Source organism: Pseudomaricurvus alkylphenolicus (assembly GCF_011683955.1).
Lineage (GTDB): Bacteria > Pseudomonadota > Gammaproteobacteria > Pseudomonadales > Cellvibrionaceae > Pseudomaricurvus > Pseudomaricurvus alkylphenolicus.
In genome coordinates this window covers 1-26,663 of sequence record NZ_JAAQPI010000002.1, presented here as the reverse complement: position 1 = coordinate 26,663, position 26,663 = coordinate 1, and the positions used below count along the sequence as shown (strand labels likewise).

The window sequence follows — 26,663 nt, the reverse complement described above, 5'->3', positions numbered from 1 at the left end:
CGAGGTTCGCAGCAGTTGCCTTTATTTTGGTGGCCAGTTTGCAGAATTTGCGTGATGTTCTTAGCGTGTGCTGGAAACTTGTGAGAACGTGCTGCTATCCTCGTTTTTTATGGCATTGATGGCTTCAATCAGGGTGGATTCGGTCAAAATTTGAGGGAGAATGGCCGGGTCTGACTGATTGCTGGCAGGGTAAAGTAAATACAAAGGGACACCGTTGCGGCCATAGGTAGCCAATAATTCGGTAATGGCCGGATTGTAATGGGTCCAATCCCCTTTTAAGCGTACGACGCCGGCATTGTCAAAGGCCTGCCGTGTGCGTTCTGTTTCCAGGGCCACTCTCTCGTTCAGAAGGCAGGTGATGCACCAATCGGCGGTCAGATTAATGAAAACCGGTGTGTTGGAGCTTCTCAGCTCCTGGAGTCGTTGCACGGAGTAGGGCTGCCATCCTTCTTTAAGAGCTTGCGGGTGCGCTTGCGTGGTTTCCATTGGCGAGGCCAGCGGATACAGGGCGGCGATCGCGGTCAGGGCGGCCAGCGCGCGCGTCCAGCCCGCCCGTTGCTGCCACAGCCAGGCCGCAAGCGTCAGCGCAATTGCGCCGGCCAACAACATAGCCACCTGGTCGACACCCGTCTGGCGCCCCAATACCCAGAGCAGCCATAGGGCAGTGGCGTAGAGCGGGAAGGCCAGGAGTTGCTTCAATTGTTCCATCCAGGCTCCGGGTTTGGGAAGCAAGCGCGATAACTTGGGGTAGTAACTGAGGATCAGCACTGGCAGGGCCATGCCAAATCCAAGGCTGGCGAAGATCAGCAGTGCGATGGGGGCTGGCTGGGTCACGGCTGCGCCCAGGGCACCACCCATAAAGGGCGCGGTACAGGGGCTGGCGACAACCGTAGCAAGGGCTCCAGTGAAAAAGGAGGACTTTAATCCCTGGCCGGTGGTCAGGCTTTGTCCGGTACCTGCGAAAGAACCACCAAGCGCCAGGTGACCAGACAGTACCAGCCCCATTATAAAGAACAGATACGCCAGTGCAGCCACCACGGTGGGAGATTGCAGCTGAAACCCCCAGCCTACCGCTTGGCCAGCCTCGCGCAACGCCAGCATTATGGCGGCCACCAGCACAAAGGTTGCCACAGCACCCAGAGTATAGGCCCAGCCATGCAGGTGCTGCTGGTGCGGGCTGTTATGGCTCTGGGCCAGGCTCAGGGCTTTCAGAGAAAGCACCGGGAAGACACAGGGCATCAGGTTAAGAATGACGCCACCAAGTGCTGCCGCCAGCATGGTCAGAAGTAAGGCGGTAAAACCCAATGCGCCTGTATCCTTTGCAGATGCAGGGGTGCCGGAGGGACCGGGGGGAGCTTGCAGGCTGATGCCGGCAGCGGTGACCTTATAGGTCTGGATCTGGGGGGGGTAACAAAGGCCTGCATCTGCGCAGCCCTGTGAATGTACTCTTAGCTCATAGGGTAGTGACGTCGAAGGCAGCTCAACGTTCAGCTGGTGGTAATAGACTTCCAGCTCCTTCTCGAAGTATTCGTCATACTTGATTTCACCGGCTGGCAGTTGAGGGGTCAGTGTTTCCCCTTCGGCAACAAACTTAAGTCGATGCTGATAGAGGTAATATCCTTCAGCGATATCCCAGTTCAGGGCCAGTTTGCCATCGCCGGTATGGTTTCCGCTCAGCTGATAGGCCTCGTCAACGGGTAGAAACTCGGTAGCGGTGAGAGAATTGCCAATGGCGTTGCTTTGCAGGCTCAGGCCTCCCAGGCTCGAATCCAGCGATGAGCCGCCAAGCTGTTGTCCTAGCGCGCCGCTCGGGAGCATTACCAGGAGCAGGCTGGCAAACAGGACTCTTATTGGGAGGCAAAGTAGCGGCATGTTGGTATCCGTAAGTCTCAGGGCGGCCTAAATCGGTGGAGCGTTGCTTTGACTGTGATTATCAGGCAGAGTTTCCGCCATTGTAACAATCGCCCCCAGGGGTTGGGAAACAAAGCGATGAGCGGGGAGAAAAGGGGAATCGGTGTCCGGTTGGTCAGCCTGGGGTTAGTACTGGCGCTGGCTGGCTGCGTACAGCAGCAGGCCACCAGGGAGCCGGTTTCATCCAAACAAGCGCCGAATGCCAAGTCGCAGAAACAGGTTTCTCCGGTGCGGCGCCTTCTCGCGGAAGCTGAAGCGGCCTTGTCCGATGACCGACTGATGACGCCCGCCAATAATAATGCCTATGATCGCTACCAGGCGGTGCTGCTTCTGCAGCCCAATCACCCTCAGGCACGCTCAGGTCTGCAACAGATCCTGATTCGATACCTGCAGCTGGCGAGAGCCTCTCTGGGGCGCAGCCAGTTAAAGCAGGCAGAGATTTACGCTGACCGAGCCAGAAGGATCGACAGGCACAACCCTCTGTTGCAGGAATTTGACCAGCAGCTGCAGCGTCAGCGCCAGCACCTCGAGGCGGCCGGCGAAGGTGAATTTCCTCTGGATGCAGGTGCGGTCAGCCGTCGCAGCGATGAGTTGTTGCCGGTGCTTGCCGAGATTGTTGGGCGCCTGCGCCGCACCGACGAAACTGTGCTGATTGTCGCTCGCACTGATGCCGATGGGCGCTGGCTCTACAAGCAAATGAAAAAGGCGGCGGCAGGTTATCGCATCCGCGGCGACATCAAGACCGGGCCTCAGCCAAAAATACTGGTGCTGGCGCCGATAAACTCGCTATAGTCTCAAATTCAGAGGCGTTTGGGGGGCATCTGTGACTTTATATCGACAGCTGATTCTGGCGATTACTTTTCTGATTGTGTGTCTGATGGCAGGCAACGTGTTTGTCAGCGTGATCAATGCCCGCGGCTATATGTTCGATCAGATGGATGTTCATGCGCAGGACACAGCCACCTCGCTGGGATTAACCATTTCACACGCCGCTCAGCAGAAAGATGAAGTTCAGATTCGCTCGTTTGTGGACGTCGTGTTTGATCGTGGTTACTACCGTCACATCGTTTACAAAAGCATCAAAGGTGATATCACCGTAGAAAGTCAGCTGCCTATTAATATTGAGGGTGTGCCCGAGTGGTTCGTGCGTCTGATCGATCTGCCCGAGCCTCAGGGGCAGGCAGAAGTGGTGTCCGGCTGGTTTCGTCTCGGCGAGGTGACGGTTGTTACACATCCCGGTTACGCCTACAGAGACTTATGGCGGGTGTTTATAGAACAGCTTTGGCTGTTTTTGTTAACCGCCGTATTGAGCTATGCCCTGGCGGGACTGGGGCTCTACTATTTGCTGCGACCCTTGCGTGAGGTGGAGGAGCAGGCCGAGGCCATTTGCCGGCGGGAGTTTCCCGTGCAAAAAAGCCTGCCTCGGACTCGTGAACTGCGCCGTATGGTCACGGCGATGAATCGCATGGTGCAAAAGCTGCAGTCGGTTTTTCAGGAGCAGGTGGAATTGACGGAAACGCTCCATCGCCAGGCCTATGTAGATTCCGTCACGCAATTGTCCAACCGCCGGGATTTTGATGCTCGTTTTGACGCCTATATCAAGTCCGAGAAGGGCGGCAGCCCGGGCATGATGGTACTGATTAATCTTGGCGGCTTGTCTCAGTTCAATGCGAGCCTGGGGCGTGAAGCTGGGGATCAATGTCTGAGGGATCTGGCCAAGGTGCTGAGCGAATCCCCGGTCGCGGTTGAGGGAGCCATTCTCGGTCGTCGTTCCGGAACGGATCTGGCAGCGTTTGTTCCTGTGGCCGATCCGCAGGAAGGACGCGCGATGACCGAGCAGCTGTTTGGCCAGCTGCAGTCGGTGCAATGGTTTCACGAGAGTGAGGCGTTGACGTTGCACGTTGGTTGCGCCTTTGAGGCCTCGGTAACGCGGGACAACCAGCTGTTGGAACAATCGGATCTGGCGTTGCGACAAGCGCAGACTCAATCCACCAGAGCGCTTGCCTGGCATCAATCAGATCAACAGGACAGCGCTCGGGCGGCGGCCGAGTGGCGAGAAGTTTTGCTCAGTGCCATTAATGATCGTCGTTTTACCTATTTTGTGCAGCCCATCTTTGAGCGCGACGGCCAGACCGTGTCCCAATTGGAAGTTCTGTGCCGTCTTCAAGATGATGGGCAGCTGCTGAATGCCGGTGTTTTCCTGCCGATGGCTGAGCGCTTTGGCATGGCGGCGGCTGTCGATCAATTAATGATCGAAATGCTGGCGGACGACGCTTCCCTGTCGGAAGCTCCCAAGTTATGTGTCAATATTTCTCCAAGTTCTATTGCTGACGACGGCTTCAATAGTTGGCTGCAGGAGTTTCTGGGTGCGCGTCTCGATTTTGCCAGACGCCTGGTGCTTGAACTGCCGGAATACGCTCTGTCGCTGTCTGAAGAAAGTGTGCGAGGCTTTGGGCAGAAAGTGTCTGCCCTGGGAGCCCACCTGTCGCTGGACCACTTTGGGGCCGGAGGTTCTGTCTTTTATTATCTGCAGAGTATTCCGCTGTACGCCCTTAAGGTCGACCGCTGCTTTATCCAGGGTGTGGATGGCAACGCGGACAATCGTTTCTTTGTCAAATCACTGTTACAAATTGCACACAGTTGCGATGTTAATCTTCTCGTTGAAGGGGTCGAAAATGATGCCGAGTGGCAAGCATTGCTGGACCTGGGCATTGATGGCGGGCAGGGCTATTTCCTGGCCAAACCCGCTCAGTCCTGGCAGTCGTGATCGGATGCGTGTTCTCTGGCTTTTTTTTCTGGCAATGGTGCTGACCAGTGAGATGGTTCTGGCCGAGTCTGGCTTGAGTGTCTCAAATGCGCAGCTGCGCCTTCCTCTGCCAGGTCAGACCACCGCCGTGGTGTATCTGCAGTTAACGAATGAGAGCGTTCGTGAGCGTCGACTTGTCGGGGTCAGTGTCGCCGGTGCCAAGGCGGCGGAATTACACCAACATGTGCACGCTGATGGTATGATGCGCATGCGACGACTGCAGCAGCTGAATGTGTCTGCCGGCAAGCAGGTCGATTTTCAGCCCGGTGGCTATCACATTATGGCGTTTCGGATGACTCAGCCACCGACTGCGGGCAGTCAGGTGCCTGTTAAACTCATTTTTGCCGATGGCCAGGTACTGCAAACGCTGGCAACGGCGAAACGAATGTAATCTTGTGCGAGGCTCGGAAGCCCCGCCGGAGTGGTAACGATATGAATATGAAGCAAACCTCAAGCACTGGAGGCTGGGGCCAGAGAATGAAGGACCGGTTCGACGATTGGAAGGAGGACCTGTTCGGTGGAGGGGCGATAGTCCGGGTTTCGGCGCTCGCTGTCGGACTCTACCTGCTGCTGGCATTGGTTGTGGGGTTCTTCTGGAGCAGCGAACCGGAAACCTTTTCTGTGCGTGATATTGTCGCTCAGCATTCAATCAATGAGCAGTCTCGCGCTCCGGTTGGTGTTGCAACCACCGCGTCCATGATCAAAGTCACCACTACGTTGCTCGACAAACCTGGAGGTTTCATCTCCAACGATATTCTGCCCCCCGGTGTGTGGCTGGATAATCTGCCCAATTGGGAATACGGCGCTTTGATCCAAAGTCGGGATCTGGCCAAGGCCATGCGAGAGGCGTTCAGCCGCTCGCAATCACAATCGTTGGAAGATAATGATCTGGCTCGCGCGGAATCGCGATTCAATTTTGATCACAATAGCTGGGCCGTGCCGGCATCAGAGTCTGAATACCGTGAGGGCATTCGAGCGCTCGAAGGTTATCTGGAAAGACTGGCGGACGAAGATCAGCACAATGCACAGTTCTTCGCCAGAGCGGACAACCTGCGCTACTGGTTGAGCACGGTGGAAACCCGTCTGGGCAGTTTGTCCCAGCGCCTCAGTGCCAGTGTCGGTCAGCGGCGTCTGAACACAGACCTGGCCGGCGAAGAGCGTGCCGTTCAATCGACTCCCGCGCCCTCCGAAATGGTGGTGAAGACCCCCTGGACTGAAATTGACGATGTGTTTTACGAGGCCCGCGGCAGTGCCTGGGCGTTGTTGCACTTCCTGAAAGCGGTGGAAGTGGATTTTGCCGATGTATTGATCAAGAAAAACGCTTTGGTGAGTGTGCAGCAAATCATTCGCGAGCTGGAAGCAACCCAAGAACCGATTTACAGCCCGATGATTCTCAACGGCACCGGATTTGGAATGCTGGCTAACCACTCTCTGGTGATGGCTTCTTACATCTCAAGAGCCAATGCAGCGATCATCGATTTACGGGAATTGCTGTCTCAGGGGTAAGTCAGCGCTTGCAAGTCGGCGCGCAAATGATTATGTTGATGTCACCATTGGGGAAGAACTATATAACGGAAGCCTGAATGCCCGTAGAGGCTGCAGACAATATCTCCCTGCCTTTGAGCGCCGATGAAAGTGAACGGTTTCTGGGAGCCATCACAGATGCCTACTTTCTGGTCGATCCGCTGGGCGTTATCCGGCGGGTCAACGGTGCCGCTCAGCTGCTGCTGGATGCCGGCGAAGACCAGCTGATAGGCTATGCCATCACGCGCTTTGTGAGTATTCCCCGTCCCTTTGCCAAACTTCAGGTTGGCGACAGTCTGGCGTTCCGCTCTGAAGCCGCCGCAGCCATCAGTCTGCGTCTGGCCCTGATTCTGCCCGCCGAAGAAGGCTGCCAGCACTGGCTGGTGGTGCCGGAAGACCGGGAACAACGCTTCCGGCAACAGCTGCTGCGCCAGCGCTCCATGACCCAGATGACGCTTTGCTCGGTTGCCGATGCCGTCATCAGCGTGGACTCCAGCGGGTGTATCGAGACCATCAATCCCATGGCTCGGGAGCTGCTGCAACTGACGGACCACAGCGGTGTCGGTATGCCGGTCGATCAGTTGTTTCCGCTCAGCGACCCGACCACATTGCAGCCGCTGGAGCCGATCGTTTCGGCGGCCTTAAAGCGCGGCAAACCGATTCAGACACAGTCCGTTCTGCTCTGCGTTGGAGATAACGACCCGATTACGATTGGCGCCCAGGTGGTGCCGCTGCGAAACCACGTCAACCAAATGGACGGCGCCCTGTTGGTGTTCCGCGATGTTTCGCAAGCCAGCCGTGAAGCCCACCGTCTTAACTGGCAGGCACGTCATGATGCCCTGACCGGGCTGCCCAATCGCCAGACATTCGAAGAAGAAGTGTCCCAGGCCCTGGAAGCCGCCCAGCGGCACAGGGAAACCTATGGCCTGCTGTATATCGATCTGTATCAATTCAAGGTGGTCAACGACAGTTGTGGTCACGCTGCGGGTGATGAACTGCTAAAGCAAGTGGCAGATCTGATGTCCGCCAAGTTACGCAGCCAGGATCTGTTGGCGCGACTCGGCAGTGATGAATTTGGTGTTCTGCTTAAAAATTGTACGATCGCGGGTGCGCAACGGGTTGCCGATGGACTGCTGAGGGCGGTGTCCCAATATCAATTTGTCTGGGATTCTCGCGAGATCAAGGTAGCGATCAGTGTTGGAGCTGTGGTCATCGATGCCGAGGTGGAGTCAGAGGGGCAGATTCTCGCTACCGCCAATGCCGCTTGCTGTACAGCCAAGGAACTTGGGCGCAATCGCATACACATCTACAATCGCGATCGTGAAGTCGAGCAGCGTCGGCGCGAAATCAACTGGGTGGTGGAAATTAATGAGGCCTTGTCGCAGCAGCGCATGGTGCTCTACCGTCAGCCCATTGTGGCTATTGATGGCACCGGCGATAAACACTACGAAGTCCTGATTCGCATGCTCGACCGGGATAATCAGATTGTTGGACCGGCCAATTTTGTGCCGGCGGCAGAGCACTACGGCGTGGTGGACGAGCTGGATCGCTGGGTGGTGGATCAGGTCATCAATTATCTGGGGCGTCGTCACCGCTGGGATCTGCCTGTCGAAAAGTACAGCGTCAATCTGTCCGGATCGACATTGAGCGATCCGCGCTTTACGGAATTTGTCGTTTCTGCCATAGCCCGTGCCGGTATCGATCCCTCTCAGCTTCACTTCGAAATCACAGAGACTGTCGCCATCAAACATCTCGATGCGGCACTGCAGTTTATGCATACCCTCAAGGAGCTGGGCAGCAGCTTCTACCTCGATGATTTCGGCAGTGGACTGTCGTCTTTTGGTTACCTTAAAGATCTGCCGGTGGATTATCTGAAAATCGATGGCGCTTTCGTTGGCGAAATGCTGGATGATTCCACCAGCTTTGCCATGGTCAGTACGATCAATCACCTGGCTCATGTCATGGGGCTGCGAACCGTGGCGGAGTTTGTCGAGAATGATGAACTCAAGGATCACCTGGCCGACATGGGAGTGGACTATGTTCAGGGCTACGGTGTCGCGCGTCCCGAACCGATGGATCTGCTGCTGGAGTACTAACTCTCCTTTTGCGCTATTCCAGCTTGCCTGCGCGGAACCAAACGGTAAACTGCCTGGCCTATGAGCCGTTCCAAATCCCGACGTAAAAACAGCCCTCCCGTGCCTCGCCGGCGTTTTTTTTGGCGGCTGCTGGGTGCGTTGATACTGTTTATTGTTGTTCTTGCGGTCGCCTGGACCGGCTGGCTGGATGTGCGGGTAAGAGATAAGTTTGAAGGCCGCAAGTGGGCCTTGCCGGCACGCGTTTATGCTCAACCCCTGGAGCTTTATCAAGGTCGGCAGGTTCGTTGGAGTGACTTGGAAGCGGAGCTGCAGGCCCTGGAGTACCGTAACGCCGGCAGCGTCAAACAACCTGGCCAATTCCATCGAAGTGGCAACACTCTGGAAATCTATACCCGCGGATTTGAAATCGGTCCAGATCGGGAGGCGTCCCGGCGCGTCCACATTACCTGGAAGCAGGGTTTTATTCAGAGCCTGAAAGTTGCACAGGGAAATGCTGGGGCCGCGGCCGACATTGTTCGCCTGGAACCGCCATTGATTGGTGGTATCTATCCCCGCCGTCAGGAAGATCGTGAACTGCTTCGCCTGGAGGAGATTCCCCCGTTACTGGGAGAGGCGTTGATCGCCGTAGAGGATCGCAATTTCGTTGATCATTTCGGGGTGTCGCCCAAAGGCATCTTGCGGGCTGCCTGGGCAAACCTCAGCGAAGGCCGGGTGGTGCAGGGGGGCAGTACGCTCACTCAGCAGCTGGTCAAGAATTTTTATTTGGACAACGAGCGAAGATGGTCCCGTAAACTGACTGAAGCGGCAATGTCGGTGTTGTTGGAATTCCATTACAGTAAAGCCGAAATCCTCGAAACCTACATGAATGAGGTTTACCTGGGGCAAAGTGGGCCGCGCCAGATACATGGCTTTGGTCTCGCCGCCAAACATTATTTTGGTGTCCCCCTGCAAAAGCTCAATACAGAGCAGCTTGCGCTGTTGGTGGGATTGGTAAAAGGCGCTTCCTATTACAACCCATGGCGCCATCCGCAAAGAGCGCGGGAGAGAAGAAACCTGGTACTGACGCTGTTGCACCAGCAGGGCCTGATTGATGCCAAAACGCTGCAGCGCTCGCAGCAAGCTCCGCTGGGGTTGGTAGCAAAGAGTCGCAGCAAGCTGCAACAGTTTCCCGCCTTTATCGATCTGGTCAAACGCCAGTTGCGAAGAGACTATAGTGATGAGGCACTGAGCAGTGAAGGCCTGAAGATTTATACCACCTTGTCACTGAGTTCACAGCGCAGTGCAGAAAAAGCGCTGTACCGCCGCCTGAGCCACCTTGAAAAACGTTACGGACTTAAAGACGAGCCGCTTCAGGGCGCCGTCATAGTCACGGCAGTTGGCAGCGCCGAAGTCGAGGCCGTGGTTGGGGATCGCAATGTGAAGTTTTCCGGCTTCAATCGGGCGCTGGATGCCCGCCGGCCCATAGGTTCACTGGTCAAACCCGCCATTGTTCTAACAGCGCTGGAGTCCGGTCAGTTTCATCTCGCCTCAAAGGTCAGTGACGGACCGGTCGCGGTTAAGGGCCCTGACGGTGAAATCTGGCGACCGCGCAACTTTGATCGACAATCTCATGGTGACGTGCTGTTGATTGATGCGCTCGCTCACTCCTACAACCAGGCCAGTGCCCGCCTGGGCATGCAATTGGGCTTGAGGCAAGTGGCCGATACGCTGCGGCAGCTGGGAGTGCAGCAACCCATCCCGGAGTTGCCCTCCATGTTATTGGGGGCAGTCGAGTTGTCACCGCTCGATGTCTCGGGGATGTACCATACCCTGGCCAACGATGGCGTTGCCGCCCCGCTCCGCTCTATTAGAACCGTGGTTGACAGCGAGGGACAGATCCTCAATCGCTATCCTCTGCAGTTGCATGCGTCAGTGGGAGCGGAGGCCAATGCTCTGTTGCAGTTCGGGCTGCAGGCCGTGATGCGTGAAGGTAGCGGCAAATCCGCTTATGCAAGATTGCCACAGCAGCTGGGGTTGGCCGGCAAAACGGGAACAACGAACGCGCAGAGGGACAGCTGGTTTGCCGGTTTTGATGCCCGGCAATTGGCAGTGGTCTGGGTGGGCAGGGACGACAACAGAGAGACACCTCTGACTGGCAGCAGCGGTGCCCTGAGGGTCTGGACGGACGTATTCGAGGCGCTGCCCAAGCAGGGGCTGGGCATTTACCAGACTGAGCGTATGCGGTTGCGTTGGATAGACGGGCCCACCGGCTTGCTGAGTGGTGAAAACTGCGAAGAGAGCCGGCTGCTGCCGTTTATCGATGGCTTTGAGCCGCGCTCCAGGGCCAAGTGTCAATGGCGGGAAAATCCCGTTTACCATTGGCTGAAGAAGTGGCTTTGATCATAAAATCCGGTAATCACCGTACAAGAGACATTATCAATGTGTTTGCAAGACACTTCATTCCCTCTGCGAGCCGTTGGGCTTTTGCTGATATTAACACTGGCGGGCTGTGCGGCGCCGGTTAGTAAACCTCCGCAGTCTCCGGCTACGGCAACGCCGACGGTGACTCGCAGTACCGAAAGCCCGGCTCCGCCATCGCCCCCACCGGCCCGGGCAGCTATCGAGGCCGTGACACAGCAGGCCAGGGAGCACCTGATAGATGGTCAATACCAGCGCGCTATCAGCCTGGCGGAGCGCGGATTGCGGATGGATCGCCGTCATTGGGAATCTTATCGAATATTGGCAGAAAGTCATTTAGGTCTTGGAGACCGCCAACAAGCTCTGAAATTTGCCCGCCAGGCGGTTCGATTCTGTCGCTCAGATTGCCATGGCGCCAGGGAGTTGCTCCAAAGTCTGCAATAAGCACCGCCAAGCTATGGAAAACAGGCAATTACCGCGCCAGCGGTCGCTGGCACAGACCGGCGGTGCGTTTCTGAACGGTAGAGTTTTGTGACCTTGTGGGCAGCAGTGCTACTATTAGTTAGTATGCAAGTGGTGAGATTTCGAAGGCCACTGTGGTGTAGCCGTCCGGATTGCGTAGCAAGGGCAGGAGGGGAAACCTGCCGCCAAGGGCTGAGCCGCCCGATGTATCTGGCCCGGATAAGACGATCAAGGAAGTGAAGGATAAAATTCGGAAGCGTATGAGCAAATTGGGTACTCCAGAACCGGAATCACCACCTCTAGTCAGGGGCCTGACCGACGAAGTCATCGTCGAGCATCTGAAGGCTTGCCAGGCCATTGTACTGAGCCAGGTCAAAAATCGTATTGAAAAGTTTGCCAAAGAGCTGGATGAGCAGCTGATTGAGCAGGCCGACCATGCCCGCAGCAATCAGGAGCAGTCCGAGCTGTTTGAACAGCTGAAACTGTTGCAGCAGAACCGTCAGGAAATCCTTCGCTACTTCAATGGCTATCTCGGCGAATGCTTTATCAAATTCAAGAAGCAGGAGCTGGCGACCAGCACGGGAGAAGAGAAGTATCAGGGTGATATGCTCTCCCTTGTGGATAACGAAGACCTGGAAGAGACGATCGCCATCACTTCCATTACCCATCGGGCGGAAAATCATTATTCCGAAAGCCTTTGGGCGCTGAATCAGCGCTTTGCCGTTTTGAACGGCGGCCGCAAAGTCGATGACCGGGGTAATCCGGCGGGCCCGGTCCAGTACTGCGAATCCTTACGCAAGGCCCTGAAGCGAGCGTCGCTGAATACAAAAACCAAAATCATTGCCTATAAAGTTTTTGATCGCGTGGTGGTGTCGCAGTTAGCCGACGTGCTTGAAGAACTTAATGCCTCCCTGAGTAAAAAGGGCATTTTGCCCGATCTGCACTACCGCCCGGCGACCAACGATGCCCCTCCGGTAGCCCATGTGGAGGAAGTCCCGTTTGAGGACTGGAACAGCTCGGCGATGGAGTCTGGCGACCAGCCGCCGCTGCCCCAGCCTGACGTTGATGCGGTCAACGAGGTGGAGCTTCCGGGGATGGTCCCACAAACGCGGCGGGGTTATATGCCCTGCCCCGATAGCAGTCTTCCTTCGGCGCAATATCAAGGGCATCTGCTGGATGCCATTCGAACCTTGCAGTCGCACTTGGGGCGCATGGGCCCTACTGGCTATAGCGGAGCGGGAACGCTGTCCCCGTCCGCGGGGCCGGCCCCGGGCGGTTCAGTGCCTTCTCCGGCGGGAGAGTCAATCCCTATGGACCCCCAGGCGCCGGGACAAGTGGGCATTCCGGGTGCTCCAATCGCTCCCATCGCCGGGGCCACTCCCTTCAGCAATCAACAGCTCGTCGGCGCACTACAAAACATACAGGGCCACGCAGTGGTGCCTGTGCAACAGCTCACGGTAGCCTCGGCGGGTGAAATCCAGCCGCAAAGTGTGTTGGTAGTGGGGAGCCAACTGACCGAAGAATTAAAAGAATCCAGCAGCGAAGCAGAGCCGCATGAAATGGGGCCTAACGACATGCATACCATTGAATTGGTGGGCATGCTGTTTGACTATATGTTGTCCGATGACAATCTGCCCGACTCGGTCAAAGCACTGCTGAGTTATTTGCACACCCCATTCTTGAAAATCGCCTTTATCGACAAGGATTTCTTTGAGCAAACCGAGCACCCGGCCCGTTTGCTCCTCAATAATATGGCTGAAGCCGGCGTCAAATGGGTCAGTAATGACGGTAGCAGCCAATACGACATTTTTGAAAAAATTCAGGCTATGGTCTCCAGGGTGCTGGATGAATTTCGCAACGATGTCCGGCTGTTCGCAGAGCTGCTATTGGAATTCAGTGGCTATACCAAAAAGATCTCCCGCCGCCAGGAGCTGATGGAACGCCGGGCAATGGAAAAAGTCCAGGGAGAGGAAAAACTGCGTGAAGTGAAAGTGCGCGTTAACCAAGTGGTGCGCGAGCGCACTGACGGCCGCGAACTGCCTTCAGCGGTGTTGTTGATGCTCCTGCAACCTTGGTCGGACTACATGGCGTTTCTGCTATTGCGTTACGGTGATGAGTCGGACAGCTGGCAGCGAGCTGTTCAGGTCATTGATGATGTTCTCTGGAGTATCGAGCCGAAAGAGCGGAATAATGACAAAACCCGGCAGCTGGAAATGCTGGATGAATTGCTGGCGGCACTGGAAAGTGGTTTCGAAACCATTGGTTACGACCAGGCGAAGGGTAAAAAGCTGCTTGAGGCGTTGTTCTCATTGCAAAAAATGGCTCTGCAAAGTAAACAGGTTGAGCCTGCCCCGGCCCCCATGCGAGACAAGCTTGAGGCCATGGCTGCCGAAAAGGCGGGACATGCTGTGGCCCCCGAAGATCAGCCCACGCCCGAAGAGCTGCGCATGGTCGAACACTTGAAAATGATTGAGTTTGGGACCTGGTTTGAGTTTGAGGGCGGCAAACGGCTAAAGGTTGCCTGGTATAACTCCAAAACCCTGTATTACATGCTGGTCGACCAGATGGGTAAAAAAGTGGCGATGAAATCCGGGTTGGAGCTGGCACGGGATATGTTGGCACATCGGGTCAAGGTCATCGCCGGCAGCTCCAAACCCTTCTTTGAAAGGGCGTTGGAGAATATTTTTCAAAGCCTGAATGAGCAGGCCGTTGATATGGACAGTGGGCAATCCGCACAAGGTGATGAAGGAGCGCAACATGAATGATACAAGTGCGGAAAATCAGCGACGTCTGAAGCGCCACAGTCTCTCGGCCTCGGTGGAGGTCTTTGACGTCAGCCGGGGACTTTGTCTGGGGCGCCTGGTAAATATCCACGAAGAGGGCTTGATGATGATGGGAGAGGTGTCCATAGACGCCGACCACGTCTATCAGTTTGAGATTCAACCCCCTGATGGAGACCCCATACAGATCGGCGTCGATTGCCTGTGGGCGAGGCAGTCAGAAGAATCGACCATGTGCTGGTCGGGGTACCAGATCATCTCAATCTCAGACATCGCTCGCCAGCAGATTCAGCAGTTAATCAGTCAGTTGGCTGACTGATTAACGCTAACCTTTTGATTTTAAAGGGTTGCCATCACCTTGTCGGCTGCTTCCAGGGTAAAGTCGATATCCTCATCGCTATGAGCGGCTGACATAAATCCGGCTTCATAGGAGGCTGGCGCCAGGTAAACCCCTTGTTCCAGCATACCGTGGAAGAACTGGTTAAAACGCTCGGTATTGCAATCCATCACCTGTTGGTAGTTGGTGATCTGGGCTTCCTCGGTAAAGAAAAAGCCAAACATCGTGCCCACATGGTTACTGGTGAAAGGAATTCCGTGCTTGTTGGCTCTGTCCCGTAAACCCTGGATCAACGCATCTGTGCGGGCAAACAGTGGCTCATAGAAGCCATTCGCAGAGATCAATTCCAGCGTTTTGAGGCCCGCGGCCATGGCCACAGGATTCCCCGACAGTGTTCCTGCCTGGTAAACCGGCCCCAGCGGGGCAATCCTGGACATGATTTCCTTCTTGCCTCCAAATGCCCCAACGGGCATGCCACCACCCATGACTTTGCCCAGGGTTGTCAGGTCAGCTTCGACGCCGTAATGGCCTTGCGCTCCCGTGTGACTGACGCGAAAACCGGTCATTACCTCATCGATGATCAGCACTGCGCCTGATTTGTCGCATTCTTTGCGCAGGCACTCCAGAAATCCAGGGATGGGGGGCACGCAGTTCATATTGCCGGCGACGGGCTCAACAATGACACCTGCGATTTCTTCCCCGAGTTTGGCAAAGGTTTCTTCGACAGAAGCGATATCATTGTAGGTGAGAGTGATGGTGTGGTCCGCCAGAGCCGCGGGTACGCCGGGGGAACTTGGTACTCCCAGGGTCAGTGCGCCGGAGCCGGCCTTCACCAGCAGAGAATCGGAGTGGCCGTGATAGCAGCCTTCAAATTTGATGATCTTGTCGCGGCCGGTATAGCCACGAGCCAGACGAATGGCACTCATCGTGGCTTCTGTACCCGAGTTCACGAAGCGAACCAGATCCATGCCTGGCATGAGTTCACACAAACGGTCAGCCAGCACTGTTTCAATCGCTGTCGGTGCTCCAAAGCTCAGCCCCTGTTGGGCCTTTTCGGTAACCGCCTGGATAACCAGCGGATGGGCGTGACCCAAAATCATCGGTCCCCAGGACAGCACATAATCCACATAGCGGCGGTCGTCTGCATCGTAGAGGTAAGCGCCGGCGGCGCGTTCAAAAAATACCGGCGTGCCGCCCACGGCTTTAAATGCCCGCACCGGCGAGTTGACGCCACCGGGAATGTGCTGTTGGGCTTGTTGAAAAAGTTCTTCTGAGCGGTTCATTGCGGGTCCTTACACTAGCCGTGGCAAAGGGGGCATTATCCCTAAGCCGGGGCGGAATTGTAAGGCTGTCGTGGGCGGCTTGGGGCTAACGCTTGTTCTGGTCTGTCCAGAAAAAACGATTGGGGATGCGTTTGCCCATGCCCAATCGGCGGCTGTGGGCCAGACATTGCCAGGTGAACTTCTGACCCTGTTCCACCGCCTCTTCCGTTCGTAATCCGTGGCCCAGATAGCAGGTGATGCTGGCGGCCAGAGTGGCGCCACAGCCGTGAGAGAACACCTTTAAACGCTCCCAAGGGTAGCTTCTGACCAGCCCCTGTTTGCTGTAGAGGTGATTTTCATAGCTGTCGTGAGTTCGTTTGGCGCCGCTGATCAATAGGTATTCGCAGCCGGTTTCCAGAATTTCCTGGGCACAGGCTTCTATGGTGTCACCCTGCTGAGCCAATTCATGGGCTTCCACCAGGTCTGGTGTGGCCACTAACGCCATGGGGAGCAACAGGTTTTCGGTGGCTCTGACCACGTTGGGAGCATCCATCAACTCGCTGTTGCAGACGCTGGTGACAGGATCCAGAACCACGGGGATGCTGGGATAATCGCGCAAGATAGAATGGACGGCCTCAACATTCTCCACGCTGCCCAAAAAGCCGATCTTGATGGCTTTGATCTGCATGTCCTCCAGTATCGCTCGGGCCTGCTCGATCAGAAGGCCGGCGTCTACTGGAATGATTTCCTTGGTGTCGTTGGTGTCTTTGGCGCAGAGGGTTGAAATGATGGGGGTGCAGTGACAGCCAAGGCTGGCCGCACACTCAATATCGGCCTGTATCCCCGAGCTGCCCGAGGGGTCAAAGCTGGAGAAGCTCATTATTACCGGTGTTGCCGCATCGAATTCCGCCATTGCCCTTCCTTCCTGGTTTCAACCCGCCTACTTGAGTCTAACACAGGCTTGGAATTTGTCTTGCCGAGGGCTAAAAAGGACGCACCACCACCAGAATGACCACCGCGAACAAAATCAATACCGGCAGCTCATTGAACACCCGGTAAAATACGTGACCGCGCTGGTCCTCACCGCTGTCCAGGCGCTCGATACAACGACCGCAATAAAAGTGATAAATCACCAATAGAAAGACCAGGCAGATTTTGGTGATAAACCAGCCTGAATTGAAAAAGTAGCTCCAGTTATAGCTGGCCAGCCACAGCCCCAATCCGATGGTCAGTACCATAAAGGGGGTGATAAATCGGTAGAGTTTTCGCTCCATCAGCGCCAACTGGTCCCGTACTGTGGTGTCTGTCGCCATGGCGTGATTGACGAACAGGCGGGGCAGGTAAAAGATGCCGGCGAACCAGCAAACCATAAAGATAACGTGAAAGGCTTTTATCCAGAGCATAGGTGTCAGTCGTCAGGCGCGGTAATAGTGATCAATGTGTTCCTGGGTCAAGATGCCTACCACAGGTGACAATAGCGGCGATGCCTGGCGCTCAACATAAAGCGCGTCGGCCTTGAGGGTGTTTAGCAATTGTTGCGCTTCGTAGAGGCTGGCCTGTTGGTCGATGGGTAACAGGCTCCACTGACGTCCGGGAATGTCCAAAAGGTTTACTTCGTCCTCTTCACTTAAGGATTCGGTATCGAGAAATGAAGAGACATCCGCCGCCGCCAGCAAAACCTTGTCTTTGCCCTGCTCGTCGATCACCAGCCAGCGGGGGTGTTGTTGCAGGTGCAACTGCAGCTGTTTAACGGTTAAGCGATGAACACATCGGTGAAACTCCGTCTCCATGACGCTGCGCACTCCGACCCTGTCCAGAGCGCGTCGAATGGGGCCGCTGGAAAGGTTAAAACCATTGGCTTCCAGCTGGGCCACAAAGATACCTTCGCAGCGAAACAGTTGCCGGGTCGTCAGCACGGCCACCACAATGATCAACATCGTTGGAAAGACCGTGTGAGGGTTCTGGGTCAACTCGAACACGGTGATCAATGCGGCCAGGGGAGCGTTGATCACCGCGGCCATCATGGCTCCCATACCCAGCAGCACATAAAAGCTGGGGTTGGCCCCACTTTCCGGGAGCAACACACTGGCCGCAATACCGATGCAGGCACCAAGCACTGCTCCAAGGTACAGCATTGGACCGATCAAGCCTCCTGGCATACCCAGTCCGCCACTGACGGAGGTGGCCAGGAGCTTGGCGAAGAGTATGCCGAGCAGCAGGTGAATGCCCAGCTGCCCCTCCATCGTTGCTTCGATGGTGTCGTAGCCGACCCCCAGAATCTGAGGAAACCACCAGGCGAGTGTTCCAGTGACCATGCCCGCCAGTGTCAGACGTAATGCTACGGGCCAGCCTTGGAGCCGATTAAACAGCAACTGCAGGCGAATAAATACTGCCGCGAACAGGGCAATGACAATGCCGCTGAGCGCGATCAACGGCAGCTCCCACAGCGCATTCATCTGAATGGGGATGATGGAAAACGCGGGTTGCTGGCCAAAAACCAACTGGGCTATGACGGCGCCGCTCACAGAAGCCAGCATCACCGGAATAAACCCGATAATGGTGTATTCCATCAACACCACTTCCATGGCAAAAATAACACCCGCCATGGGAGTGTTAAATGAGGCGGCAATGGCGGAGGCAACGCCGCAGCCGATTAGGGTTCTGAGGCAGTTGTTCGGCAATTTTAACCACTGCCCTAACTGGCTGGCAGCACCGGCACCGAGGTGCACCGCAGGCCCCTCGCGCCCAACGGACTGACCGCTCAACAAGGCGATAATGCCGCCGCAAAACTGCAACAGCCAATTGGCGGCCGGCATGCGTCCCTGGTGATTATGGAGCCGTTCGAGTACGTGCCCGACACTGACCTGCCGGTTGGTTGGAGGAACCAATTGCCAGATGATACCCAGCAGCAGAGCACCGATTACGGGCAGCAAAAAGTGCCAGTGACGGGGGAGGGATTCAAAGTCTTCGCTGTGACTGCCAAATATCTGGGCCAGGGGCAGGTCCACCGCGAGCCTGAAGGCCACAATGATGCCCGCCGCCGCAAGACCGCTGATCAGACCCAGCAGTGTCAATTGGGGGAGCGCATCCAGGTGAGCCAGTTGATGGCGCAGGTTGTCCAGCAGCAATTGCCCTTTTTGAGGCAGCTGGCGGGTCGAATTTTCTGTGGGCTTGGATGATGGCATGGGCGAAATCTTAAGAGCGATGCGTTGCTTATGCAATCTGTTGCGCTAAACTAGCGGATTGCCGTGATGACACGGCTATTTTTTGTGTAAATACACTGCTGTTTGGAGATAAGGCCGTGATTCAGGTTGGTATTGTTGGCGGCACCGGTTACACCGGTGTTGAGTTATTGAGGTTGTTGGTCAATCACCCAGAGGCCGAGGTGCGCGTGATTACCTCCCGCGCCGAAAGCGGTGTCCGGGTCGACGAGCTCTACCCCAGCCTGCGCGGTTTTCTGGACCTGGAGTTTACCGTTCCGGATGTCGCTGAGCTGGTGAGCTGCGATGTGGTGTTTTTTGCCACGCCTCATGGTGTCGCTCAGGCCATGATGCCGGAGCTTATCAGTCGGGGTGTGCGGGTTATCGACCTTTCCGCCGATTTCCGCATCCGCAATCAGGGTGTGTGGGAAATGTGGTATGGCCAGGAGCACGGTTGCCCTGAGTTGATCGAACAAGCGGTCTATGGTTTGCCGGAGGTGAATCGTGAGGCGATTCGCAGCGCGCAATTGGTAGCTTGCCCAGGGTGCTATCCCACAGCGACACAACTTGGCTTTATTCCCCTGCTGGAGAAGAACCTGGTTGACCCCGGAGACCTGATAGCCAATGCGGCATCGGGGGTCAGTGGGGCCGGCCGTCAGGGCAAGATCGACAATCTGATGAGCGAGGTTTCTGACAGCTTTAAGGCTTATGCCTGTGGCGGCCACCGTCATCTGCCGGAGATTGAACAGGGCTTGCGCGATGTTCAGTCAACAGAAGCGACTCCCGCCAAGGTGACCTTTGTGCCTCACCTGCTGCCAATGATCCGTGGTATCCATGCCACGCTCTATGCCACATTGACGGATTCGGCCGCTGACCTGCAAGCGCTGTTTGAAGAGCGCTATCGCGATGAGCCTTTTGTGGATGTTTTGCCGGCGGGCAGCCATCCTCAGACGCGCACGGTTAAAAGTGTAAACACCTGCAGGATTTCGGTCTTTGAACCTCAGCAGCGCGGTAAAGTTGTGGTCCTGTCGGTTATTGACAATCTCACCAAGGGTGCGTCCGGGCAGGCGGTGCAGAACATGAATATCATGTTTGGCCTCAACGAAACCACGGGTTTGAATCAGGTGGCCATCCTGCCTTAGGTCGGTTATCAGTTACGAACAGGACATCTTATGACCGCCGTAAAAGGCAGCAAACAATATGAGATGAAGGTTGTCGCCTATCATCCGGGGCGGCGCTATGCACTGGTTTTTGCTATCGCCGCCAGCATTGTGTTTGTCGCCGCATTGAGCTATTGGTACGGGGGCACCAGTGCCCGGCAGGCCTATCTTCAGGCCGTGGAAGAGCGCGATACACTTCGGGTAGAGGTTGTTTCCCGCGGCGAGCAGATTGACGAGCTGCGGCAGCAGGTAGCCAACCTGGAGTTGGGGTCACAGGTTGATCGCAAGGCCAGCGAGGGTGTTCGAACCGAGGTGATGGAGCTTAAGTCTCGTATCGCCCAGTTGCAGGAAGACATCAGTTTCTACCGCAGTCTGATGGCGCCAAGTGACAATCAGCGAGGACTGACGATTGGCTCGCTGGATGTTCTCTCTACGGGTGTACCCCGCCAGTACGAGTACAAGCTTATTGTTCAACAACTGGCCACGCGACATACGTTGTTGAACGGCTCGCTCAAGTTTAATGTCGTGGGGCGACAGCGGGAAAAAATGGTGACGCTGCCACTGAAGGACTTGTCCGACAGTGTTGCACAGGAAAACATCAAGCTCAGATTCAAGTATTTCCAAACATTGGAGGGGCGTCTGCAATTGCCCGAGGAGTTTGAGCCGGTGAGGATCGAGCTGGTCGCGAGATCCACTGGCAAACAGGCTGTGGTCGTTGAAAAGAAATTTGGCTGGTTGGTTCAGGAGGGTTAACGCCAGTGTTGACTAAGAAAGATAAATCACTGTCCTTTGCGTCGGGCAGCACCACATTGATATCAAAATCCACTGAGATGATTGGTGATATCCACTTCAGTGGCAATCTCGAAGTGGAAGGTCGGGTGAGGGGTAATATCCGCGCTGAAGAGGGGGCCGATGCACGTGTGAGAATCATGGAAAAAGGCATGGTTGAGGGCGAGATCTGTGTACCGACCATCGTGATCAATGGCACGGTCAATGGCGATGTCCACTCCAGCAAGCATGTTGAGCTGGCGGCCAAAGCTGCGGTTCAGGGCAATGTGCACTACAACATGATTGAAATGGTAAAAGGCGCGCAGGTGAACGGCAGTCTGGTCTATAGCGGTGAATCACCCAAGGTGGCCAGCCAGAAGCCGCTCGTTGTCGATTCACAGGATGAAGATCTGGCCAAAGGCAATACTTGACTGTTTTACTGGGGTAAAGGGATAATGCGGGCAAGTACTGCACTTTTGTGTTTATTGCAGCTCGGAGCTATAGATGTCGACGCCGGAAACCTTTACCCCTCAAACCCTCCAGATTACTGACAGCGCGGTTGCCAAGGTGAAATCCCTGGTGGAAGAAGAAGCCAATGATGAGCTCAAGCTCAGGGTGTTCGTTACGGGTGGCGGCTGCTCCGGCTTTCAATATGGATTTACTTTCGACGAATTGGTCGCAGAGGACGATGCCTGTATCGAACAGGGAGGCATCACCGTTCTGGTCGATGCCATGAGCTACCCATTCCTCGTCGGGTCAGAGGTGGATTACGAAGAAGGGCTGCAGGGGTCACGGTTTTTGGTTCAAAACCCTAACGCCAGCTCCACCTGCGGCTGCGGTTCCTCTTTTTCGGTCTGATCTTTTCTCGCCTGTCGTCGCTTGGTAGAGTCCGGTTATTATCCGGCGGTGACTGACGCCCCTAAGGAGAGATCATTGCGCCTCATCACACTGTTTACCCTTTGGCTATGCCTGCTGGGCTCCAGCGTCCTGGCGACTGAAGGGGAAGATGCCATTGAGTTGCCGGTAGCCCCCGGCTATCTGGCTCGTATCGAACTCAATACCCCACAGGAATTGCTTCAGGCTCTCAAACGCGCGGAAACTCTCTTTATGGAGGGGCGTTTTCAGGGCATGTTGCCCCCGGCAACCCTGGTGGTGCATGGCCCCGAAGTGGCTGTTTTTTTTCGTCAGAGTTATCTTGAGAATCGGGAGCTGGTGGACCTGGCAGCCAAGCTGAGCGCGTTCAGGGTTGTGGATATCCGTGTTTGTGAAACGCGTATGGGGGTGCTGGGTCGCGATCGCAGTGAACTCTATCCCTTTATCAGCACAGTGCCTTTTGGACCTGATGAGGTAAACAGGCTGATCGACGAGCTTGATTATGTTTATTTCTAAAGCTCCAGCTATGTCGGTTTCTGGCGCTCACGCCGGGTAGATTCCTCCCAATATAACCGCCTTGTCGGCCCCGGTGGTGGAGGGGGAGTTACCGGGCAGTCGCTGTAATGCCTGGTGCGCCAGCCAGGCAAATGCCGCACCTTCCACCTGTTGCGGATCAATACCCAGCTCAGTGGTGGTATAGGTGCCGATGCCACTGTGTTGCTCAATACCCTCCCTCAGTAATGGATTGTTTGCACCTCCACCACACAAGTAGATGGCCTTGCAGTCATGTGCGTGATCTTCGATATCCCGGGACACGCTGATTGCAGTCAGCTCTACCAGGGTTGCCTGAACATCCGCAGGTTTTAAGGGGGGCAGAATTTCCAACTGCTGATCCAGCCAGTCCAAATGGAAATCCTCCCGTCCGGTACTCTTGGGGGGATCTTTGCGGAAGTAGCTATGCTGCAGCAGTATCTCCAGCAGCTCGGACTGGAATATCCCGGTGCTCGCCCAGTGTCCGTCTTTGTCGTAGGGCAGGCTGCGGTGACGCTGAATCCAACTATCCAGAAGCACGTTCGCCGGCCCGGTGTCGAATCCGAGCGTATCATGACCAGGGCGCAGTACGGTGATGTTGGCGATCCCACCCAGGTTTACGATCACACGAACCTCGCTGCTGTTGCCAAAGGCAGCTTGGTGAAATGCCGGGGCGAGGGGAGCGCCCTGCCCGCCAACCGCCATGTCCCTGCGTCGGAAATCACTGACGGTGGTAATGCCCGTGCGTTCAGCAATGATATTAGGGTCGCCAATCTGCAGGGTGAAGGGAAAATCCAGACTGCCCGGGGGCTGGTGTCTCACGGTTTGGCCGTGGCTGCCAATGGCGGTAATTTCACTGGGTTTCAGTCTCAGCTTTTCTATCAATTTCAGCGCCGTATCAGCGAATGCCAGTCCCAAGCGGTGGTCGAGCTGCCCGAGTCGCTGCACTTCATTGGGGCCGGGCTGGCAAAGTTCAACGATGTCTTGTCTCAGTTCGGGAGCGTAACTGTGCTCCAAATGGCCAAGTATCCGTATCTTGCCCTCATTCCACTCAAGGGCAACGGCGTCAATGCCGTCTGCGCTGGTTCCCGACATTAAGCCGATATAGATTTCACTCACAGTCTGTTTACTCCGTTCCGGCGCGGGCCAGCAAGCGTTGCTGATGCTGTTGCTCCATGGCCTCCAGAAGAGGCTGGGTTGCCGCCCTAAAGCGCTCGGTCTCGGCTTTGGCTATTGACTTGGCTTTTGGCAGTTTTTGCAGAATAGTGCGGGGATTGCGGTGCACGCCGTTGAGCAAAAACTCGTAGTGGAGGTGCGGGCCGGTAGAATACCCGGTAGACCCTACAGTGCCGATCAGCTGCTTCTGTCTCACTCTTTGGCCGGTTTTGACCTTGCGCTTGTGAAGGTGAAGGTACTTTGTCTGAACATTATTGCCGTGTTGGATGACGACATAGTTACCATTGGCCTTCGTGTAGGATGACGTAATGACTTTGCCGTCGCCAGATGCCCAAACCGGCGTGCCTCTTGAGGCCGCGTAGTCAGTGCCACGGTGGGGGCGGACTGTTTTGAATTTCGGGTGAATGCGTCGAGGATTAAAATTAGAGCTTATGCGACGAAAATCCAGCGGTGCTCGCAGGAATGCCTTACGCATGCTCTTGCCTTCCGGGGTGTAATAGTGGGTGTTGCCTTTATTATCTTCGTACCTGACCGCACGGAAGGTGGTTTTCTGATTGGTGAACTCCGCGGCAAGGATATTGCCATTGCCAATTTTCTCACCATCCAGGAAGCGCTCTTCAAACAACACCTTAAAGTGATCGCCCTTGCGGATATCCAGACCGAAATCAATATCCCACCCAAAGATGTTGGCCAGCTCCATAATCAGATCGGCGTCCATTTGCACTTTTTGCCCGGCCAGGAAAAGAGAGTCATGTATAACCGCCTCTCTGTAAGCGGACTGCACATCGGGTTGGCGGGTCTCTTTTTCGTATTCGAAAGTGCGTTTGGCAGTGCGGTTAAACAGATGACTGTTCAGGCGGTTTTCGCGATACCTCAGGGCCAGCAGCTGTTTATCTTCGATATGAAACTCCAGCTCATGGCCTGGATGGATGCGTTTGAGCTTTTTGCTCTCATTATGACCCTTCATAAATTCCAGCAGGTCACGGTCGGTGAGTCCGGCCCTTTGGAAAATCAATGACAAGTTATCACCCGAGCGCACCGTTTCACGGTGCCATTCGACCTGGGGTACGATCTCGGCGGTCACAGGTTCAGTTACTTCCGGCATGAGGGCTTTAACATCTTCCTGGATGTCAATGCTGATTGGCCGGGACTGGCGCTGAGGCTCAATATCATCCTTGCCCGGCAGCAAGAGCATACCCACCAGCGCTATCACCAGCACAGCGGTAGTAACCAGGTGCCGTTTGGGGAATCGTTGCAGCAGCTCCATGATTGGGCTTTTCTTTTGTTTTTCAGGGGGTTCCATCATAAAGCTGACGCATTCATCAAATCTTCGGTAGCCGTACTCTTATATCAGAAATGTCGCCTGAAGGCATCTACTGCTACATCCCCGTGGCCTTTCCGGGGCGAGAGGACTATCGTCTATAAGGCAGAGAGCTGTAGAGCTTGTTTTTACGCCTGGATTCGGTATGGTGCAGCCTTTTTCCAGGTGCTAGATAGATAAGGTGTGATTGAGATGTCCAGTGTCGATGGCAATTTAATTCAGGATTTGCAAGCGCGGGGGCTGATTGCCCAAATGACCGGAGATGACGCGTTGGAATCTTACCTGGCTGATGGTTCCCGTACCCTTTATTGCGGGTTTGACCCCACCGCTGACAGCCTCCATATCGGTAGTCTGGTGCCCTTACTGACATTAAAGCGTTTCCAGTTGGCGGGGCATAAGCCAATTGCTCTGGTGGGAGGGGCGACAGGCCTTATTGGCGATCCCAGTTTCAAGGCTCAGGAGCGCAAGCTGAATACTCCGGATGTTGTTGCCAGCTGGGTGGGAAAAATCCGGGATCAGGTATCGCGTTTCATCGATTTTGATCTCCCTGGCAATGGCGCCGAGGTGGTCAATAATCTGGATTGGACTGCCAATTTGAATGTGCTGGATTTCCTCAGGGACGTTGGCAAGCACTTCTCAGTCAACAATATGATCAATAAAGAGTCCGTCAAGCAGCGGATTGATCGTGAAGGAGCGGGCATCTCTTTCACTGAATTTACCTACATGTTGTTGCAGTCGTACGATTTTTCCGAGCTGTATAAGCGCAATGACTGCACACTTCAGATCGGTGGATCGGACCAGTGGGGCAATATCGTCGGTGGTGTCGATCTCACCCGTAAGATGCATGGCGGCCATGTATTTGGACTCACCCTGCCTTTGGTGACCAAGTCTGATGGAACCAAGTTTGGTAAGACGGAGAGCGGTACCATTTGGCTGGATGCTGCCAAGACCTCCCCTTATGCTTTTTATCAGTTCTGGCTGAATACCGCCGATGCGGATGTGTACAAATTCCTCAGATATTTCACTTTCTTAAGTGTTGAGGAAATAGCCTCTATAGAGGCAGAGGATCAGGCGGCTCAGGGGCGTCCTCAGGCTCAGGGTGTTCTGGCCCGGGAAGTCACGCGTCTGATTCACGGTGAAGAGGGGTTGGAGGCTGCTGAGCGTATTACCCATGCTATGTTCAGTGGATCTTTCAGTGATCTCAGTGAGGCAGATCTTGAGCAATTGGCTTTGGATGGTCTGCCCTGTACCGAGTTGCCAGAGGGGCTGGAGCAAATCCCCATGACCTCGCTACTCACGGATGCGGGTATGGTAAAGGCTGGCCGGGAAGTGAAAGATGCGCTGGGTCGCCAGGCGGTTTGGGTGAATGGTGAGGCCAAAGGAGCAGAAGACAATATGAAGGCCCACGAAGTCTTTGCTGCCGACAAGGCGCTCTATGGTCGGTTTTACCTGGTCAAGCTTGGCAAAAAGAAGAACCATCTGCTTAAGAGGTCAGCCTAAAGGCTTCTTTCAGATAGTCTTGACTCATGCAAAAAGCCCGCTTATAGCGGGCTTTTTTGGTTTTCAGTGGGCGGCTACTCAGATTCGGTAATTTTTTTACAAAACAGCTTGCGCCCAACAGGCCCCTCTGTATAATGCGCCGCTCTCAACGCAGAGCCTTGGGATTCAAACAATCATCTAAGTCATTAAAAATTAACGACAAAAAATGGTTGCCAAGCTCTGAAAGATGCGTATAATTCGCATCCCACGGTTGAGGGAGGCCTTCAAAGCAAGGCTGGCGAACTCGCCGAAACAGCGACGGATCGAGCATCCCGCTGGTTGTTTAAAAAGTTAATCAAGCAATGCGTGTGGGTGCTTGCGAGATGATAGTGCGAACACAAAATTATCATTCGTAAGTAACTCATTAATTCATTATGTGAAGTAATTTGTTCAAGCGAATGAGCCAAGTTTAGAAGCCGCTTTCTCTCGATGTATCAGAGATTGAGGTTTCGAAAAATTTAAACTGAAGAGTTTGATCATGGCTCAGATTGAACGCTGGCGGCAGGCCTAACACATGCAA

The 26,663-nt window shown here is 55.1% G+C and carries 22 protein-coding genes; 15 read left to right on the top strand and 7 right to left on the bottom strand.

Features of this window, described 5'->3' with window-relative positions; all coding sequences use genetic code 11:
- Positions 1 to 60: 60 nt before the first annotated feature.
- On the bottom strand, positions 61 to 1,872 hold the full coding sequence (locus HBA55_RS05555) for a protein-disulfide reductase DsbD family protein (protein WP_206019566.1): 1,812 nt from the start codon (positions 1,870 to 1,872) through the stop codon (positions 61 to 63).
- A gap of 117 nt (positions 1,873 to 1,989) precedes the next feature.
- Between HBA55_RS05555 and HBA55_RS05550 the strand changes: the two genes are divergently transcribed.
- The 9 genes from HBA55_RS05550 (at position 1,990) to HBA55_RS05510 (ending at position 14,295) form a co-directional block, all read left to right on the top strand.
- A complete protein-coding gene (locus HBA55_RS05550) occupies positions 1,990 to 2,703 on the top strand; it encodes an N-acetylglucosaminyltransferase (RefSeq protein WP_166988279.1) in 714 nt (237 codons plus the stop codon).
- Between the two features lie 31 nt (positions 2,704 to 2,734).
- Entirely contained in the window at positions 2,735 to 4,678 is a 1,944-nt protein-coding gene (locus tag HBA55_RS05545) for an EAL domain-containing protein (RefSeq protein ID WP_166988277.1), read from the top strand.
- 4 nt (positions 4,679 to 4,682) lie between these two features.
- Positions 4,683 to 5,108, top strand: a complete 426-nt coding sequence (locus HBA55_RS05540) for a copper chaperone PCu(A)C (protein WP_166988275.1) — start codon at positions 4,683 to 4,685, stop codon at positions 5,106 to 5,108.
- Positions 5,109 to 5,149: 41 nt separating this feature from the next.
- Positions 5,150 to 6,223, top strand: coding sequence for a DUF2333 family protein (locus HBA55_RS05535; RefSeq protein ID WP_166988273.1), 1,074 nt, complete (start codon positions 5,150 to 5,152; stop codon positions 6,221 to 6,223).
- Positions 6,224 to 6,300: 77 nt separating this feature from the next.
- Positions 6,301 to 8,337: an EAL domain-containing protein gene (locus HBA55_RS05530; protein ID WP_166988271.1), complete on the top strand. Its 2,037-nt coding sequence runs from the start codon at positions 6,301 to 6,303 to the stop codon at positions 8,335 to 8,337.
- Positions 8,338 to 8,397: 60 nt separating this feature from the next.
- Entirely contained in the window at positions 8,398 to 10,716 is a 2,319-nt protein-coding gene (gene mrcB, locus HBA55_RS05525; protein WP_166988269.1) for a penicillin-binding protein 1B, read from the top strand.
- Positions 10,717 to 10,755: 39 nt separating this feature from the next.
- Positions 10,756 to 11,178: a tetratricopeptide repeat protein gene (locus tag HBA55_RS05520; protein ID WP_166988267.1), complete on the top strand. Its 423-nt coding sequence runs from the start codon at positions 10,756 to 10,758 to the stop codon at positions 11,176 to 11,178.
- A gap of 278 nt (positions 11,179 to 11,456) precedes the next feature.
- A complete protein-coding gene (locus tag HBA55_RS05515) occupies positions 11,457 to 13,961 on the top strand; it encodes a DUF1631 domain-containing protein (protein ID WP_166988265.1) in 2,505 nt (834 codons plus the stop codon).
- Positions 13,954 to 14,295, top strand: coding sequence for a PilZ domain-containing protein (locus HBA55_RS05510; protein WP_166988263.1), 342 nt, complete (start codon positions 13,954 to 13,956; stop codon positions 14,293 to 14,295). The genes HBA55_RS05515 and HBA55_RS05510 overlap by 8 nt, the downstream gene beginning before the upstream one ends.
- A 20-nt stretch (positions 14,296 to 14,315) precedes the next feature.
- Here HBA55_RS05510 and hemL read toward each other — a convergent pair whose 3' ends face one another.
- The 4 genes from hemL to HBA55_RS05490 form a co-directional block, all read right to left on the bottom strand.
- Positions 14,316 to 15,596 (bottom strand): glutamate-1-semialdehyde 2,1-aminomutase, encoded by a 1,281-nt coding sequence (gene hemL, locus HBA55_RS05505; protein ID WP_166988261.1) that lies wholly within the window; start codon positions 15,594 to 15,596, stop codon positions 14,316 to 14,318.
- 85 nt (positions 15,597 to 15,681) lie between these two features.
- On the bottom strand, positions 15,682 to 16,488 hold the full coding sequence (thiD, locus tag HBA55_RS05500; protein WP_166988259.1) for a bifunctional hydroxymethylpyrimidine kinase/phosphomethylpyrimidine kinase: 807 nt from the start codon (positions 16,486 to 16,488) through the stop codon (positions 15,682 to 15,684).
- A 70-nt stretch (positions 16,489 to 16,558) separates the two neighbouring features.
- On the bottom strand, positions 16,559 to 16,978 hold the full coding sequence (gene hemJ, locus HBA55_RS05495; RefSeq protein ID WP_166988257.1) for a protoporphyrinogen oxidase HemJ: 420 nt from the start codon (positions 16,976 to 16,978) through the stop codon (positions 16,559 to 16,561).
- Between the two features lie 12 nt (positions 16,979 to 16,990).
- Positions 16,991 to 18,760, bottom strand: a complete 1,770-nt coding sequence (locus tag HBA55_RS05490; RefSeq protein ID WP_166988255.1) for a chloride channel protein — start codon at positions 18,758 to 18,760, stop codon at positions 16,991 to 16,993.
- A 116-nt stretch (positions 18,761 to 18,876) separates the two neighbouring features.
- Between HBA55_RS05490 and argC the strand changes: the two genes are divergently transcribed.
- The 5 genes from argC (at position 18,877) to HBA55_RS05465 (ending at position 22,092) form a co-directional block, all read left to right on the top strand.
- Positions 18,877 to 19,917 carry an N-acetyl-gamma-glutamyl-phosphate reductase gene (gene argC, locus HBA55_RS05485; RefSeq protein ID WP_166988254.1) on the top strand — a complete coding sequence of 347 codons (1,041 nt, stop codon included), beginning with the start codon at positions 18,877 to 18,879 and terminating at the stop codon, positions 19,915 to 19,917.
- 30 nt (positions 19,918 to 19,947) lie between these two features.
- Positions 19,948 to 20,688, top strand: a complete 741-nt coding sequence (locus HBA55_RS05480) for a DUF6776 family protein (protein WP_166988252.1) — start codon at positions 19,948 to 19,950, stop codon at positions 20,686 to 20,688.
- A gap of 5 nt (positions 20,689 to 20,693) precedes the next feature.
- Positions 20,694 to 21,134, top strand: coding sequence for a bactofilin family protein (locus HBA55_RS05475; protein ID WP_338109362.1), 441 nt, complete (start codon positions 20,694 to 20,696; stop codon positions 21,132 to 21,134).
- Between the two features lie 73 nt (positions 21,135 to 21,207).
- Complete coding sequence (erpA, locus tag HBA55_RS05470; RefSeq protein WP_166988250.1) at positions 21,208 to 21,561, top strand: iron-sulfur cluster insertion protein ErpA; 354 nt, start codon at positions 21,208 to 21,210, stop codon at positions 21,559 to 21,561.
- A gap of 75 nt (positions 21,562 to 21,636) precedes the next feature.
- Positions 21,637 to 22,092, top strand: a complete 456-nt coding sequence (locus HBA55_RS05465; RefSeq protein WP_166988248.1) for an acyl-CoA transferase — start codon at positions 21,637 to 21,639, stop codon at positions 22,090 to 22,092.
- A 27-nt stretch (positions 22,093 to 22,119) separates the two neighbouring features.
- Here HBA55_RS05465 and HBA55_RS05460 read toward each other — a convergent pair whose 3' ends face one another.
- Positions 22,120 to 23,226 (bottom strand): anhydro-N-acetylmuramic acid kinase, encoded by a 1,107-nt coding sequence (locus HBA55_RS05460; protein WP_338109361.1) that lies wholly within the window; start codon positions 23,224 to 23,226, stop codon positions 22,120 to 22,122.
- A 7-nt stretch (positions 23,227 to 23,233) separates the two neighbouring features.
- Positions 23,234 to 24,589 (bottom strand): peptidoglycan DD-metalloendopeptidase family protein, encoded by a 1,356-nt coding sequence (locus HBA55_RS05455; protein ID WP_240945930.1) that lies wholly within the window; start codon positions 24,587 to 24,589, stop codon positions 23,234 to 23,236.
- Positions 24,590 to 24,796: 207 nt separating this feature from the next.
- Here HBA55_RS05455 and tyrS point away from each other — a divergent pair, with 207 nt between their 5' ends.
- Positions 24,797 to 26,104 carry a tyrosine--tRNA ligase gene (gene tyrS / locus HBA55_RS05450; protein WP_166988246.1) on the top strand — a complete coding sequence of 436 codons (1,308 nt, stop codon included), beginning with the start codon at positions 24,797 to 24,799 and terminating at the stop codon, positions 26,102 to 26,104.
- The last annotated feature ends 559 nt before the right edge of the window (positions 26,105 to 26,663 follow it).

What these genes read in the sequence shown, in the direction of transcription:
- HBA55_RS05555 (WP_206019566.1), bottom strand. Translation starts at nt 1,872, where the DNA reads ATGCCGCTACTTTGCCTCCCAATAAGAGTCCTGTTTGCCAGCCTGCTC.
- HBA55_RS05550 (WP_166988279.1), top strand. Translation starts at nt 1,990, where the DNA reads ATGAGCGGGGAGAAAAGGGGAATCGGTGTCCGGTTGGTCAGCCTGGGG.
- HBA55_RS05540 (WP_166988275.1), top strand. Translation starts at nt 4,683, where the DNA reads ATGCGTGTTCTCTGGCTTTTTTTTCTGGCAATGGTGCTGACCAGTGAG.
- HBA55_RS05535 (WP_166988273.1), top strand. Translation starts at nt 5,150, where the DNA reads ATGAATATGAAGCAAACCTCAAGCACTGGAGGCTGGGGCCAGAGAATG.
- HBA55_RS05530 (WP_166988271.1), top strand. Translation starts at nt 6,301, where the DNA reads ATGCCCGTAGAGGCTGCAGACAATATCTCCCTGCCTTTGAGCGCCGAT.
- mrcB (WP_166988269.1), top strand. Translation starts at nt 8,398, where the DNA reads ATGAGCCGTTCCAAATCCCGACGTAAAAACAGCCCTCCCGTGCCTCGC.
- HBA55_RS05520 (WP_166988267.1), top strand. Translation starts at nt 10,756, where the DNA reads ATGTGTTTGCAAGACACTTCATTCCCTCTGCGAGCCGTTGGGCTTTTG.
- HBA55_RS05515 (WP_166988265.1), top strand. Translation starts at nt 11,457, where the DNA reads ATGAGCAAATTGGGTACTCCAGAACCGGAATCACCACCTCTAGTCAGG.
- HBA55_RS05510 (WP_166988263.1), top strand. Translation starts at nt 13,954, where the DNA reads ATGAATGATACAAGTGCGGAAAATCAGCGACGTCTGAAGCGCCACAGT.
- hemL (WP_166988261.1), bottom strand. Translation starts at nt 15,596, where the DNA reads ATGAACCGCTCAGAAGAACTTTTTCAACAAGCCCAACAGCACATTCCC.
- thiD (WP_166988259.1), bottom strand. Translation starts at nt 16,488, where the DNA reads ATGGCGGAATTCGATGCGGCAACACCGGTAATAATGAGCTTCTCCAGC.
- hemJ (WP_166988257.1), bottom strand. Translation starts at nt 16,978, where the DNA reads ATGCTCTGGATAAAAGCCTTTCACGTTATCTTTATGGTTTGCTGGTTC.
- HBA55_RS05490 (WP_166988255.1), bottom strand. Translation starts at nt 18,760, where the DNA reads ATGCCATCATCCAAGCCCACAGAAAATTCGACCCGCCAGCTGCCTCAA.
- HBA55_RS05480 (WP_166988252.1), top strand. Translation starts at nt 19,948, where the DNA reads ATGACCGCCGTAAAAGGCAGCAAACAATATGAGATGAAGGTTGTCGCC.
- erpA (WP_166988250.1), top strand. Translation starts at nt 21,208, where the DNA reads ATGTCGACGCCGGAAACCTTTACCCCTCAAACCCTCCAGATTACTGAC.
- HBA55_RS05455 (WP_240945930.1), bottom strand. Translation starts at nt 24,589, where the DNA reads ATGATGGAACCCCCTGAAAAACAAAAGAAAAGCCCAATCATGGAGCTG.
- tyrS (WP_166988246.1), top strand. Translation starts at nt 24,797, where the DNA reads ATGTCCAGTGTCGATGGCAATTTAATTCAGGATTTGCAAGCGCGGGGG.